Genomic DNA, 13,988 nt, shown 5'->3' with positions numbered 1-13,988 from the left:
CCTGGTCACGCCGGAGTAACCGATGAGAGCCGCCAACGTCTATGCCGCCGACTGCCCCACGCGTCAGATCCTCGATCGCGTCGGCGACAAATGGGCCGTGCTGATCCTGATCCTGCTGCGCAACGATCCGTTGCGCTTCAATCAGTTGCGCCGCGCCATTGAAGGCATCTCGCAGAAGATGCTGTCGCAAGTGTTGAAGAGTCTCGAGCGCGACGGTCTGGTGCGGCGCCGCGCGATCGCCACCGTTCCGGTGACGGTCGAATATTCGATCACGCCGCTCGGGCTGACCTTGGCGGCCGCGGTCGACCCGCTGCGCGATTGGGCGGAGCAGCATCTGAAGGAAGTCACTGCGGCGCAGCGCCGCTACGACGCGCAGCAGCAGTCGAAGGCGGCGTGAAGCGCGCCCGATCCGTCTCAGCTCCTGATCCGTCTCAGCCCTGCCCGGCCTTGGCGAGCTCGACCTCCACGCGCAGCTCGATCTCGGAGAGGATCGCATCCAGCCGAGAATCGCCGGAGGTCTGCTTCAGGTCGGCCGCGGCGTCGCGCAGCCGCAACGCCATCGTCGTATCGAGCTTGCCGGACAGCAGCGAGAGCTTGAGATCGTCGAGCACGTCGAGCGCACGCTTGCCGCGCTGGACCGAGCGCTTGCGCCGCTCGGCAGGCTCCTCCTCGATGCCCTGCAAAGCCAGCAGCGCATCGATGTTCGCCGTCTGCTTCGGCGCGAGCGTGGCGCGCGTGTCCTGCGTGGTGCCGACGTCAGGCAGCTTGAAGCCGCCGGACGAGGTCTTCCGCGTGGAGCTCGTGGACGAGTTCAGCGTCGTGCCGTTCGGTCCGTAGATGCGCATCGGTAGCTCCCGCAGGCTTTCGCGTGTTGGCCCGGAGATTGGCCGCGTCGTGGTTAACGGTGCGTAAACGGCCCGGCAAAATCTGCCGGGCCGGCAGCTTCGTTCCCCCGGAGTACCACCGGATCGCGCCAAAGCCTCCGATTGATTTCACACTCTTTCAATGAGTTAGCTCGAAGCATCGGCGTGGCACGGCCCTCGCATAGTTAGTGTCGATCATGCGGTCATGGGAGTGGCCAAGTGATCTCTTGAAGAGTTCGAGGGGAGCATACGATGCGACGCGTCCGTTCAACGCGCCTGTTTCAGGTCGCCTGCGCCGCCATGCTGGCGCTGGCATCGACTGCCATGTCTGCGAATGCGACCTCGCGGATCAAGGATCTCGCCAATATCGAAGGCGTCCGCCAGAACCAGCTGATCGGCTACGGCCTCGTGGTCGGCCTCAACGGCACCGGCGACACGCTCAACAACATCCCGTTCACCAAGCAGTCGCTGCAGGCGATGCTCGAGCGCATGGGCGTCAACATCCGCGGCGCGACCATCCGCACCGGCAACGTCGCCGCCGTGATGGTCACCGGCAACCTGCCGCCATTCGCGACCCAGGGCACGCGCATGGACGTGACCGTGTCCGCGCTTGGCGACGCCAAGAATCTGCAGGGCGGCACATTGCTGGTCACGCCGCTGCTCGGCGCCGACGGCAACGTCTATGCGGTGGCGCAGGGCTCGCTTGCGATCTCCGGCTTCCAGGCGGAGGGCGAGGCCGCCAAGATCGTGCGCGGCGTGCCGACGGTCGGCCGCATCGCCAACGGCGCCATCATCGAGCGCGAGATCGAGTTCGCGCTGAACCGGCTGCCGAACGTGCGGCTGGCGCTGCGTAACGCCGACTTCACCACGGCGAAGCGCATCGCCGCCGCCATCAACGATTTCCTCGGCGTCAAGACCGCCGAGCCGATCGATCCGTCGACGGTGCAGCTCAGCATCCCGCCGGAGTTCAAGGGCAATGTCGTCGCCTTCCTGACCGAGATCGAGCAGTTGCAGGTCGATCCTGATCTGGCCGCGAAGATCGTCATCGACGAACGCTCCGGCATCATCGTGATGGGCCGCGACGTTCGCGTTGCCACCGTCGCCGTGGCGCAGGGCAACCTCACCGTGACGATCTCCGAGAGCCCGCAGGTCAGCCAGCCCAATCCGCTGTCCCGCGGCCGCACCGTGGTCACGCCGCGCACCAGCGTGGGAGTCCAGGAGGACGGCAAGAAGTTCGCCGTGGTCAAGGATGGCGTGTCGCTGCAGCAGCTGGTCGACGGCCTCAACGGCCTCGGCATCGGGCCGCGCGACCTGATCAGCATCCTGCAGGCGATCAAGGCCGCGGGCGCGATCGAAGCCGACATCGAGGTGATGTAATGGCCTCGTCCTTCATCGACGCCTATAGCGGCCGCGTTCCGCTCAGCATGCCGCGCGCGGCGGCAGTGACCGCGCCGCGCACCGATCTCGATCTCGCCGAGGCCCTGACCAAGGTCTCGCCCAAGGCCCAGGCCAAGGCCAAGGCCACGGCGACCGACTTCGAAGCCATGTTCCTCAACTCGATGTTCTCGCAGATGATGAGCGGCGTGAAGGGCGAAGGCCCGTTCGGCGACACGCCGGGCACCGGCGTCTGGCGCTCGATGCTGACCGAGCAATATTCGAAGAATTTCGCCAAGGCCGGCGGCGTCGGCATCTCCGACGACGTCTTCCGCACGCTGATCATGCAGCAGGCCAAAAGCAGCAATTCCAGCAGCAATTCCGGCAGCAATTCCGGCAGCAATTCCGGCAGCAATTCCGGCGCCGGCAACGGCAAAGCGTAAACGTTCGCGTGACGAGCGCGTAGGCACGTGCCTGCTCGCCGAAAGGAGTGATGAGATGACCGCACAGGGCCAGGCGAAGAAGACGACCTATACAGCCGCGGCCAGCGCCGCGGAGGCACGCGCGCTCGCCGACGAGATGGTCAGTGTCATGAGCGAGCTGATCACGGTGATCGAGCAGGAGACCGAACTGGTCCGCGCCGGCAAGCTGCGCGAAGGCATGGCGCTTGGCCCGACAAAGACCGAACTCTCGCGCCACTACGTCACGACCGTCGGCCGCCTCAAGGCAAGCCAGACTTTCATGAAGCAGGCCGCGCCGGAGCTGCTCGCCACCCTGCACCGCCACCACGACACGTTCCGAGCGATGCTGCAGGTCAACCTCACCGTTCTGGCGACCGCGCATGCGATCTCCGAAAAGGTCGTCCGCGGCGTCAACGCCGAGGTTCAGCGCAAGAACATCCCCAGCACCTATACGGCCGGCGGCCGTCGTGCCGCTCCGGGCGCCCGCCATCTGACCCCGCTCGCCGTCAGCCGGACGCTCTAAACCAAGCGCCCGGGGCCCTCCCCGATCGTCCGCGAGCCGCGCCGCCCGAAAAGGGCCGCGCGGCTTCCGCCGTTTAACGCTCGGATAAGCTTAAAACGCCGGCGCGAATCACAACGCGCCGTTCATCCTATTTCCTAACATAACGTTGATTGGTGATCGGCATAGTTGCAAGTGGGATGGGTTGGGAATTGACTCGATGGCCATGAGGAGGCTGCCATGAGTTCCGATTTCAGCGTGAGACCGGTAGGGGCGCCAGCGCCCATTCCGTTCATTCAACCGTCGAGTCCGGCGGTGGCGAACGCTGTTCCAACGGACCTTCCTCCGAGCCAGACCGTGACGGCAGCCGAGGCCGGCATCCCCGTGCGCAGCGACGTCCAGGCCAAAGTCGCGAACGACCTGTCGGTATCGCACCAGGCCTATTACGATCGCGCTGCCGCCGCGTTGGTGTTCCAGGTCGTCAACCGCAAGACCGACCAGGTCGTCACCCAATATCCGGATGAAGCGGTGCTGCGCCGCCGCGCCTACTTCAACACGCTCGACCTGCAGAAGGATCTGCAGAAGGAAGATGCGCCGCGCGTGATGGCGACCGACCGCACCGCCTGAGAGCCTGCAGACCGGCTTGATCGGTCATTGCCGCCTGCAGCCGCCCTGCCCGGGCGGCGTTGTCGTGTCCGCTGCTTCGACGGCAAATGGACCATCGGCGACGAATCGGTCGCGGCGGATCAGCTGCTCTGGGTGGCGTAGGCCGTGTCGAGATAGGTTTGACCGGACGCAGGATCGGTCACGACGTTCTTGATCTGGGCCTTGCCCTGAGCCGTCAGCGTGAACTTCGTATCGCCGACCCTGAACGAATTGTCCTTGATCAGAACATCCTGATACTTGCTCACGCCTTCGCTCTGGTAGTGGACCTTGGCGCGGAAGCCGCTGACGTCCGAGACCGTCACGTTGAAGGACTTGTTGTTGGCGTATGTGCCGCTCCAGCTGCCCTGATAAAGGCTCGGATCGACCGCCACGTACTTGCCGGTGCTGCGCGCCGTATTCAGCACGTTGGATTTGTAGGCGGCCGAGAGGATATTGGTAATGTCCGCCATGATCATGCCTCTCCCTGGCCCGGCCGGCCCAGAACCACTCAGCTGCGCCCGGAGAGACCCGCAGCGATGTTGCAGTTGATGTCGATCAGCGACTTCAACTTCGCCGGATCGGGATCCATCTGCATCTCGATGGTCTGCTTCATGACGAACACGCCGATATTCGCGATGTTCTGCCGGACATCGAGCGAGTTCGGATTGTCGTCCATTTCCATCGCGCTCATGAAGATCGTCCACAGACGACGATTGAAGAGCAGCGCCTTGTACATGCTGCGATCGGGGCCATTCCAATTGGCTTGGACTTCCTGCAGCTGCCGCGCTGCTTTCAACAATGCTTGAGCTTCGATCTCCCGTGGCGATGCCGTCGTGTGCGACGTGCGTGCATAGGCTTGGGCGGCATATGACATCAAGTACTCCGGACTGACGCTGGGACACCAACAAAACTGCTCAGGTTTTGTACGTTGCGTGCCTTTAAAATATGGTTAGCAGCTGTTAGCGCATTTCGCCTCGCGATATCCCCAGACACCGATAACAACCGTGCTTCCTGAACGTCTTAATTTCGTACGAACGCGACGATTCAAATTGCCGGCAAAAAACTTCGAGGCGCAATCGCCGGAAACCGCAACGGAGAACCAGCAGCCCGCTCCCTGCGCCCTGTGCGCAAGACGCCAACAGGCCACGGCTCCATCGCCAGCGAAGAAGGTCGGAGCCGGGACGCAGACGCCGGACGCAAAAGCAGAAGCGGCGGGCCATGCCCGCCGCTTCGCCAAAGTCGGATTCGGAGCCGTCGTGCTCAGCGCAGCAGCTGCAGCACGCTCGCCTGCGACTGGTTTGCCAGCGCCAGCGCGGACACCGCGATGGACTGGCGGGTCGACAGCGCCTGGCTGTTGGCCGCTTCCTCGTTGGTGTCGGCCAGCGTCAGGTTCGACGAGCCGGTCTGCAGCACGTTGATCAGGTTCTTGTTGAAGTCCTGACGGATCTGCACGATCGACAGGTTCGAACCGAGAGACGACGCCTCGGAGCGGAGCGAGGTCGATGCGCTGTTCAAGGTCGTGAGCACCTTGTTCGCCGAGTTGCTGTCGAGGAAGTCGGTTCCGACGACCAGGGAGGACAGGCCAAGACCGGTGCTGTTGAACGTCACGCCCGTGATGTTCAGGGTCGACCGGCCGGTCTCATTGAAGGTCAGCTTCAGCGTGTCGCCGTTCAGCAGGTTGATGCCGTTGAACGACGCGTCCTGCGCCGTGGTGTTGATCTGAGCCAGCACGTTGTTGTACTGCGCGATCAATCCGGCCCGCGTGGTCTGCGAATTGGTGTCGGCCACCGGCGTAGATGCAGTCACACCGTTGAAGGCCTGGCTTGCCGCCGTCGAGGAGCCTGCGACCGCGCCGATGGTGGACGAGGCGGATTCGTTGGTGGTGAGGATCGTCAGCTGGCCTGTCGTGCTCAGGCTGGCCTGCAGGTTGTTCGCAGCGAGCGCAGTGTTGAGCTGCGTCAGCGTCGATATCTGCGAGGCGCCCGTGCCGAAGGTGATGTTGGTTGCGACGCCGCCTCCTGTCGAGGCTATTGTCAATGTCTCACCGCTCAATGCAGGCGGGTTGCGTGTCGTCGTGGCGGGCGTCAATCCTAGTTTCGCCAGGGCCGAACCCGATACGGTCAGATCCTGCGCCGTGCCTGTCGCGAGGGCGATCTTGCCGCCGCTCACCGTCGACGGCGTGGCGGTTGCGCCGGTCACCGAATCGATGGCAGCCAAAAGATTGCTGACGGTGTCGCCGACGCCGATATTGGTGCCTGCCGAGACCGAGCCGGCCACGAAGGTGAACACCACGCCGTTGACCGTAAGCGTGTCGCCGGTCGTGATGCTGCTCGCGAGGTCGTTCGACGTGGAGGTCGGGGTGCCCGACAGCCTGGTAGAGCCGGTGATCGCGACCGCCGAGCTGAGATTGTCGTTGTTGACGGCGCTGCCGGTCACGAAATTGTTCGATGAGCTGCCGAGCAGGTTATTCGCCGTGGCGCCGGGAATGACCGCCGATGTGATGCTCGACTTGGTGGTGTAGCCCGTGGGGGCCTGAAGGACCTGGCTGGCGATCGACTTTGCGCTGTCGACCAGCTTCTGCAGCGAGGTCAGACCGGTATTCGCCGCCTGCAGCACCTGGACACCATTGCCGATGCTGTCGAGCAGGTTCGAGATGTCGCTCGCCCGGCTGTTGAGCGCTTGCGCGGTGAAGAATTCGGTGGGGTTATCGAGCGCCGTGTTGACCTTGTTGCCGGTGGCCAGGTTGTTTTGAGTCGTGGCCAGCAGCGATGCCGTATTTTGCAACGCCAGCAGGTTTTGGCGAACCGAAGCCGAGAGAACGATACCGGACATGTGTGTGAAACCTTCCTAGTTATTCACCAGGAGGTTCTAGTCCACGCAGCTTTAAAACATGGTTAATGGCGCTTTAAATTTCTTGCTTAACGACCGGTTACGGCCGCCCTGCTCTCCCGCCCCGCTTGCTCGAACCCGGTATTGATACGGGCTGCGGCGGCAAACCAGGCGCAAAAAAAGCGGCGGGATTTCCCCCGCCGCTTTCGATGTTTGAGGAGTGCGGCTGCGCCTTAGCGCAGCAGCTGCAGCACGCTCGCCTGCGACTGGTTGGCGAGCGACAGCGCGGACACGGCGATCGACTGGCGGGTCGACAGCGCCTGGCTGTTGGCCGCTTCCTCGTTGGTGTCGGCCAAGGTCAGGTTCGACGAACCGGTCTGCAGCACGTTGATCAGGTTCTTGTTGAAGTCCTGGCGGATCTGCACCACCGACAGGTTCGAACCGAGCGTCGAGGCCTCCGACCGCAACGTGGAGCTCGCACTGTTCAGCACGCTGATCACCTTGTTCGCCGAGTTGTTGTCGAGGAAGTCGGTGCCCGAGGTCAGGGTCGAAAGACCCAGGCCGCTGGTGTTGAAGGTCACGCCGGTGATCGACAGCGACGACTTGCCGGTCTCGTTGAAGGTCAGCTTCAGAGTGTCGCCGTTGAGCAGGTTGACGCCGTTGAACGACGCATCCGCCGCCGTCGTGTTGATCTGCGCCAGCACGTTGTTGTACTGCGCGACCAGGCTGGCCCGCTGCGACTGCGCCGTCGAATCGGTGACCGGAGCCGCTGCCGTCAGGCCGTTGAAGGACTGGCTCGCTGCCGCCGCCGAACCACCGATCGTGCCGATCGTGGCCGACGCCGCATCGTTCGTGGTGGTGAGCGTGATCTTGCCGGTCGTGTCGATCGAGGCCTGCAGGTTGTTCGCCGCGAGCTTGGCGTTGAGGTCGTTCAGCGAGTTGACCTGCCCTGTCCCTAGACCGAACGTGATGCTGGTCGCCGTGCCACCTCCTGTGGCGCCGATCGTCAGCGTTTCGCCGGACAGCGAGTTGCCGATGCTCGTGGCAAAGCCGAGCTTGGCAGCCGCGGCGCCGGACAACGTCAGGCCTGCAGCGGGAGGCGTGAACGTGATCGCACCCGCCGTGATCGACGCGGTCACGCCGGTCGCGGTCTGGATCGCCGACAGCAGGTTGCTGACGGTATCACCGATGCCGATGCTGGTGCCGGTCGAGGACGTGCCGGTGACGAAGCTGAACGTGGTCCCGTTCACGACCAGCGTGTCGCCGGAGGTGATGGCGGAGGCCAGGTCGTTCGACGCGGTGCCGGGCGTGCCCGACAGCTTGGTCGAACCGGTGATCGCGACCGCGCTCGAGGTGTTGTCGTTCACCAGGGCCGTGCCGGTGGCCGCCGACGAGCTCGCACCGATCAGGCTGGTGGCCGTCGCGCCGGTGAGAGCGGCAGAGGTCACGTTCGACTTGGTGGAGTAGCCCACAGAGCTCTGCAGGACCTGGTTGGCGATCGACTTGGCGCTGTCGACGAGCTTCTGCAGCGAAGTGATGCCGGTGTTGGCGGCCTGCAGAACCTGCACGCCGTTGCCGATGCCATCGAGCAGATTGGAGATGTCGGAAGCGCGGTTGTCGAGACCCTGGGCGGTGAAGAAGTTGGTCGGATTGTCGAGCGCCGAGTTGACCTTCTTGCCCGTGGAGAGGTTGTTCTGGGTGGTGGCGAGGAGCTGAGCCGTCGACTGGAGCGAGAGCAGATTCTGGCGCACCGACGCCGAGAGAACAATACCTGACATATTCATACCCTTCTGGTGTGAAACAAACAGCCCGATCCCTTCAAGATCAAGGCGAGGCCCGAGGTCGACTGCTCGACTGGGCGACGTCGGTCAAGGTAAACAGGAGTGCCTAACGAAGGGTGAAACGGCGTCCCTGACGGTCCGGGCAGCGGACGGCCGCGCGCCCGGCTGCGAACGGATCTCCACGGTCGATTTCTCCAAAAACCACGCGAATTTCGGCACCTACGGGCCCGTTTACCGATCGTTAACCATGTTCAGAAAGGATTGCTGCGCGCCGGCTGATCGCGCCGCACGCTCCACGCACATCTTGCACTGGTCGCCAGATTGGTCGCCGGCCTCGACGGAGCAGGTTCGGCGCCGCATCGATCGCGGCAACGGAGAACGAGAATGGCCCTCAAAGTCGAACTGAAGCCGCATGAGCGCATCATCATCGGCTCGTGCGTGATCACCAATACCGACCAGCGCGCGCGGCTGCTGATCGACGGCGACAACATCCCGATCCTGCGCGAGAAGGACATTCTGACGCCCGAGACGGCCGACACGCCGGCCAAGCTCGTCTATCTGGCCGTCCAGCTGATGTACATCTCGCCCGGCGCCGACGCCGATCACGGCACCTATTTCAACCTGCTGCGCGACATCATCACCACCGTGCCGAGCGCCTGGCCGATCATCGAAGCCATCAACGGCCACATCCTCAACGGCGATCTCTATCAGGCGCTGAAGGAAGCCAAGAAGCTCGTCGCCTTCGAGAAGAAGCTGCTCGAACAGGCCGAAGCCGAGCAGCAGGACAAGCCGGTCAGTTCGGCCGCCTGAACTTCCGCCTTCAATTCCGGCAACAAAGGCCCGGCTCGCCACTGGCGGTGCCGGGCCTTCGTCATCTGTCGCCTGACGGCCACGAAAAAGCGGCGGGGTTTCCCCCGCCGCTTTCGATGTTTGAGGAGTGCGGCTGCGCCTTAGCGCAGCAGCTGCAGCACGCTCGCCTGTGACTGGTTGGCAAGCGACAGCGCGGACACGGCGATCGACTGGCGGGTCGACAGCGCCTGGCTGTTGGCCGCTTCCTCGTTGGTGTCGGCCAAGGTCAGGTTCGACGAACCGGTCTGCAGCACGTTGATCAGGTTCTTGTTGAAGTCCTGGCGGATCTGCACCACCGACAGGTTCGAACCAAGGGTCGACGCTTCGTTCCGCAGCGTGGAGCTCGCACTGTTCAGCACGCTGATCACCTTGTTCGCCGAGTTGTTGTCGAGGAAGTCGGTGCCCGAGGTCAGGGTCGAAAGACCCAGGCCGCCGGTATTGAAGGTCACGCCGGTGATCGACAGCGTCGACTTGCCGTTCTCGTTGAAGGTCAGCTTCAGCGTGTCGCCGTTGAGCAGGTTGACGCCGTTGAACGACGCATCCGCCGCCGTCGTGTTGATCTGCGCCAGCACGTTGTTGTACTGCGCCACCAGGCTCGAGCGCTGCGACTGCGCCGTCACGTCGGCCGTCGGAGCCGCCGCGGTCAGGCCGTTGAACGACTGGCTCGCTGCCGCCGCCGTGCCACCGATCGTGCCGATCGTGGCCGACGCCGCGTCGTTCGTGGTGGTGAGCGTGATCTTGCCGGTGGAGTCGACCGAGGCCTGCAGGTTGTTCGCCGAGAGCTTGGCGTTGAGGTCGTTCAGCGAGTTGACCTGCCCTGTCCCTAGGCCAAACGTGATGCTGGTCGCCGTGCCACCTCCTGTGGCGGCGATCGTCAGCGTTTCGCCGGACAACGAGTTGCCGATGTTCGAGGCAAAGCCGAGCTTGGCCGCCGCAGCGCCGGACAACGTCAGGCCTGCAGCCGGAGGCGTGAAGGTGATCGCACCCGCCGTGATCGACGAGGTCACGCCGGTCGCGGTCTGGATCGCCGACAGCAGGTTGCTGACGGTATCACCGATGCCGATGCTGGTGCCGGTCGAGGACGTGCCGGTGACGAAGCTGAACGTGGTCCCGTTCACGACCAGCGTGTCGCCGGAGGTGATGGCGGAGGCCAGGTCGTTCGACGCGGTGCCGGGCGTGCCCGACAGCTTGGTCGAACCGGTGATCGCGACCGCGCTCGAGGTGTTGTCGTTCACCAGGGCCGTACCGGTGGCCGCCGACGAGCTCGCACCGATCAGGCTGGTGGCGGTCGCGCCGGTGAGAGCGGTCGAGGTCACGCTCGACTTGGTGGAGTAGCCCACCGCGCTCTGCAGGACCTGGTTGGCGATCGACTTGGCGCTGTCGACGAGCTTCTGCAGCGAGGTGATGCCGGTGTTGGCGGCCTGCAGCACCTGCACGCCGTTGCCGATGCCGTCGAGCAGATTGGAGATGTCGGAAGCGCGGTTGTCGAGACCCTGGGCGGTGAAGAAGTTGGTCGGATTGTCGAGCGCCGAGTTGACCTTCTTGCCCGTGGAGAGGTTGTTCTGGGTGGTGGCGAGAAGCTGAGCCGTCGACTGGAGCGACAGCAGGTTCTGGCGCACCGACGCCGAGAGAACGATACCTGACATTTTCATACCTTTCTGGTGTGAAACAAACAGCCTGATCCCTTCGAGATCGGCTGGCCGCCAGGTGGAATTTTTCTCACCTGACGACGGGCGTCACGGTGAACAAGAGTGGCTAACAAACGCTGAAGTGGTTGCGGCCCGCGCCCGTTTCAATTGATCAGACAGGTGCTTGGCGAGGCCATGGATCAGCCCGCGGGCCAAAACCGCGCGTTGAAAACGTTCACGGATTTACCAAACCCGGGCGTTGTTCACCGCCTGTAAACCACCTTCGAAGAGGGGTTGGAGCGACAGCCGCCGTTTGCGTGCCGAGCGATGCTTTGGGCCGCAAGAGCTCGTCGCGCTCACAGCGCGAGTGGCGGCGCCTCGATCTCGATCAGCGGCGTGAGGCCGGCCGCGCGCTGCCGTCCGAAGCTCAGCACGGCGGCGATCAACCTCGCAATATCGGTGTCCTGCGTACGGTGGTTCACGATCGCGGCGCGGATCGCGAGCCGCCCGTCCAGCACCGTGGTCGACGGCGCGGCGATGCCTGATTCGTGGATGTCGGCGACGATCTCGGCATTGATCGCGTCGGCATCGTCGGCGCGATAGCGGAAGCAGACGATGTTGAGATTGACCGGCGCGAGCAGCTCCAGCTCGGGTTCGGCCAACACGCGGGCTTCGAGATCGCGCGCGAGCTCGCAGGTATGCGCAATGACCGCCCCGAGCGCGTCACCGCCGAACGTCCGCAGCGTGAACCAGGTCTTCAGCGCGCGGAAGCCGCGCGACAGATCCGGCCCGAGATCGCACGGCCACTGCGTGCCTGCCGCCAAGCCGCGCGTCTCGCGGCGCAGATAGGCGGCCGGCGACGCAAAGGCGTCGCGATGCCGCTCGCCGTCGCGCACCAGCAGAAATCCCGCGTCGTAGGGCACCTGCCCCCATTTGTGAAAATCGAGCGCGATCGAGTCCGCCCGCTCGATCCCGGCAAGCTTCGGTGCCAGCTCCGGCGATAGCATCGCCAGCGCGCCGAAAGCGCCGTCGACGTGAAACCACAGACCCTCTCTGCGGCAGAGGTCGGCGACAGCAGCGAGATCGTCGATGGCGCCGATATCGACCGTCCCTGCGGAGGCGACGACGAGGAAGGGATGCAGCCCCGCTTCGCGATCGCGCGCGATCGCGGCGCGGAGCTCGGTCACGTCGATGCGGTGCGCGGCATCGACGGCGACGCAGCGAAGCGCGTCACTGCCCAGCCCGCAGACATCCATCGCCTTGGCGATACAGCCATGTGCGGCCTTGGAGGTGTAGGCACGCAATCGTCGGCCGGATTCGCCAATGCCTTCACTACGCACGGAATGGCCGAGCGCCGCACGGCGCGCCACAATCACGGCCATCAGATTGGCCATCGACGTTCCCGTGACGAAGATGCCGCTGGCGCCCTGCGGAAAGCCGAACAGCTGCCGCGTCCAGTCGACCACCTGCCGCTCGATCTCGATCGGCGCATGGTCGCGGCCACCGAGATTGGCGTTCAATCCGGCCGCCAGCATCTCCGCAAGCATGCCGACCACGGTGCCGCCACCATGCACCCAGCCCATGAAGCCCGGATGCACGTTGCCGGTGGCATGGGGGACGACGAGCTCGTTGAAATCGCGGTACACCTCGGCGAGATCGGTCGGCGCGCGCGGCAGCTCGCTGCGAAAGCGCCGCCGCGTCGCCTGCGACATCGGCTGCCATACCGGCCGGTCGCGGATGTCGGCGACATAGTCGATCATGTCATCGAGCATGCGATGACCGAGCGCGCGGACCTCGTCCCAATCCTGCGGATCGAGCGTCTCGCCCGCGAGCTGAGTACCGTCGGTCCGCGTCGTCACGGTCACGCCGCACGCTCCGCCGCCAATGCCGCATGCTTGGCGATCATGGCCGCGAACGCCGCGAAGATCTTCTGCATCTGCGGCGGCTTGTAGGGGAAGACGTCCGGCGGATCCATGTTGTGCACCACCGCCGTGTTGTCGGCTTCGAAGACCAGCAGCGCTCCGTCCTTGGTCTCCGCGCAATCGATGATGAAGTAATCGAGGCCGATGCGCGCGGCGATCGCATCGAGCACGCTGCGATGACGGCGCCCGAAGCCGATATCGAACGTCTGCATGAAAGTCGCCTCTTCGAGACGCTTGCTCTCACTACCCGCCATGCCGGCGTTGAGGTACCAGATGTCCCAACGCCGCGCGATCGCCATGTGGCACGCATAGGCGACGCCATCGACGAACACGATGCGGTATTTGCGGAACTGGCCATCCTCGCTGGCGTAATCGACGAAGCGCGCGACGAAGTACTCCTGCTCGTCGCGTTCATCGAGATAGAGCGAGAGCTCGATCGGCTCCTCGATCTTCTCGAGTCCGACGCCGGCATGCGAGCCGCGCGGCCGGACGATGACGGGAAAGCCGAGCTCGGCGTGGACGTCGGTGATCAGTTCGCGCTCGTCCGCCACCTCGATCAGGCGGTCGCGATCGACAGGGACCGTCGCCGGAATGCACAGCCCCTCGATGCCGGCCAGCAGCGCGTGCAGCTTGTCGCGATCGAGATGCCAGATCCGCTCCGGCGGGTTGAGCAGCGGACGCGGCCAGCGGGCGGCGACGGCGTCGATCTCACGCAGCGCGTGCTGACAATCCTCGGAGTCGGAGGCGATGACGATGGCGACGTCGTGTGCCGGCAGCGGCGACGGCAGCTCCGCGCCCGGGACGACATAGAGCAGCATCAGCGCGATGTCGGTCTCTTCGAGCAGGAACTCGATCGGGGTATTGCTGCCCATGTCGGTGGAGGCCGCGAGCGCGAGCACGCGCAGCCGCGGCGCCGGACTGTTGCCGGCGACGCGGTAGAGCTGCTGCGCCTGCAGCACGTCGTGCTGGATCGCGAGCGCGGACGACTTTTCGCCGATCAGCTGGCCGACCAGCGCGAGATCGAGCCCCTCGCCCGGCGCGGCGGTGCCGTCGAGCAGCTTGCCGAGCAAGGCGGCCCATATCGGTTTCAGATCCTGGCCGTCGAAGGCGGCTTTCGCGATCTTGGCCATGCCGATC

14 protein-coding genes are annotated in these 13,988 nt (G+C 64.5%); 6 read left to right on the top strand and 8 right to left on the bottom strand.

Annotated features, from left to right (window positions below; genetic code table 11):
• The first annotated feature begins 22 nt into the window (after positions 1-22).
• Positions 23-397 carry a winged helix-turn-helix transcriptional regulator gene (locus S58_RS12920; RefSeq protein ID WP_015665766.1) on the top strand — a complete coding sequence of 125 codons (375 nt, stop codon included), beginning with the start codon at positions 23-25 and terminating at the stop codon, positions 395-397.
• Positions 398-431: 34 nt separating this feature from the next.
• On the opposite strand, the gene S58_RS12915 is transcribed toward S58_RS12920, so the two are convergent.
• Positions 432-845, bottom strand: a complete 414-nt coding sequence (locus S58_RS12915) for a flagellar assembly protein FliX (RefSeq protein ID WP_015665765.1) — start codon at positions 843-845, stop codon at positions 432-434.
• Positions 846-1,115: 270 nt separating this feature from the next.
• Here S58_RS12915 and S58_RS12910 point away from each other — a divergent pair, with 270 nt between their 5' ends.
• The 4 genes from S58_RS12910 to S58_RS12895 all read left to right on the top strand — a co-directional run bounded on the left by S58_RS12910 (position 1,116) and on the right by S58_RS12895 (position 3,824).
• Positions 1,116-2,240 carry a flagellar basal body P-ring protein FlgI gene (locus S58_RS12910; protein ID WP_015665764.1) on the top strand — a complete coding sequence of 375 codons (1,125 nt, stop codon included), beginning with the start codon at positions 1,116-1,118 and terminating at the stop codon, positions 2,238-2,240.
• Positions 2,240-2,680 carry a flagellar assembly peptidoglycan hydrolase FlgJ gene (gene flgJ / locus S58_RS12905; protein WP_015665763.1) on the top strand — a complete coding sequence of 147 codons (441 nt, stop codon included), beginning with the start codon at positions 2,240-2,242 and terminating at the stop codon, positions 2,678-2,680. The genes S58_RS12910 and flgJ overlap by 1 nt, the downstream gene beginning before the upstream one ends.
• Before the next feature lie 55 nt (positions 2,681-2,735).
• Positions 2,736-3,221 (top strand): hypothetical protein, encoded by a 486-nt coding sequence (locus S58_RS12900; protein WP_015665762.1) that lies wholly within the window; start codon positions 2,736-2,738, stop codon positions 3,219-3,221.
• Between the two features lie 216 nt (positions 3,222-3,437).
• Entirely contained in the window at positions 3,438-3,824 is a 387-nt protein-coding gene (locus S58_RS12895; protein WP_042339357.1) for a hypothetical protein, read from the top strand.
• A gap of 119 nt (positions 3,825-3,943) precedes the next feature.
• Here the strand turns inward: S58_RS12895 and S58_RS12890 are convergent, their stop codons facing one another.
• The 4 genes from S58_RS12890 to S58_RS12875 all read right to left on the bottom strand — a co-directional run bounded on the left by S58_RS12890 (position 3,944) and on the right by S58_RS12875 (position 8,449).
• Positions 3,944-4,312, bottom strand: a complete 369-nt coding sequence (locus S58_RS12890; protein WP_042340720.1) for a hypothetical protein — start codon at positions 4,310-4,312, stop codon at positions 3,944-3,946.
• Positions 4,313-4,350: 38 nt separating this feature from the next.
• A complete protein-coding gene (gene flaF / locus S58_RS12885; protein ID WP_015665759.1) occupies positions 4,351-4,716 on the bottom strand; it encodes a flagellar biosynthesis regulator FlaF in 366 nt (121 codons plus the stop codon).
• 386 nt (positions 4,717-5,102) lie between these two features.
• Positions 5,103-6,674, bottom strand: a complete 1,572-nt coding sequence (locus S58_RS12880) for a flagellin N-terminal helical domain-containing protein (protein ID WP_015665758.1) — start codon at positions 6,672-6,674, stop codon at positions 5,103-5,105.
• A gap of 230 nt (positions 6,675-6,904) precedes the next feature.
• Positions 6,905-8,449 (bottom strand): flagellin N-terminal helical domain-containing protein, encoded by a 1,545-nt coding sequence (locus S58_RS12875; protein ID WP_015665757.1) that lies wholly within the window; start codon positions 8,447-8,449, stop codon positions 6,905-6,907.
• Between the two features lie 387 nt (positions 8,450-8,836).
• Between S58_RS12875 and flbT the strand changes: the two genes are divergently transcribed.
• Positions 8,837-9,262, top strand: coding sequence for a flagellar biosynthesis repressor FlbT (flbT, locus tag S58_RS12870; protein WP_015665756.1), 426 nt, complete (start codon positions 8,837-8,839; stop codon positions 9,260-9,262).
• 140 nt (positions 9,263-9,402) lie between these two features.
• Here the strand turns inward: flbT and S58_RS12865 are convergent, their stop codons facing one another.
• The 3 genes from S58_RS12865 to S58_RS12855 form a co-directional block, all read right to left on the bottom strand.
• A complete protein-coding gene (locus S58_RS12865; protein ID WP_015665755.1) occupies positions 9,403-10,947 on the bottom strand; it encodes a flagellin N-terminal helical domain-containing protein in 1,545 nt (514 codons plus the stop codon).
• A gap of 338 nt (positions 10,948-11,285) precedes the next feature.
• The gene (locus S58_RS12860; RefSeq protein ID WP_015665754.1) at positions 11,286-12,794 is read right to left on the bottom strand and encodes a pyridoxal phosphate-dependent decarboxylase family protein; all 1,509 of its coding nucleotides are present in this window, start codon (positions 12,792-12,794) and stop codon (positions 11,286-11,288) included.
• Entirely contained in the window at positions 12,791-13,981 is a 1,191-nt protein-coding gene (locus tag S58_RS12855; protein ID WP_042340719.1) for an ATP-grasp domain-containing protein, read from the bottom strand. The genes S58_RS12860 and S58_RS12855 overlap by 4 nt, the downstream gene beginning before the upstream one ends.
• Between the last annotated feature and the right edge of the window lie 7 nt (positions 13,982-13,988).

Origin of the sequence: Bradyrhizobium oligotrophicum S58, from assembly GCF_000344805.1 — a bacterium.
In the GTDB taxonomy this organism is placed as follows: Bacteria; Pseudomonadota; Alphaproteobacteria; order Rhizobiales; family Xanthobacteraceae; genus Bradyrhizobium; species Bradyrhizobium oligotrophicum.
Note: the sequence above shows the minus strand (reverse complement) of the source record. Positions and strands in the feature narration are given on the sequence as shown.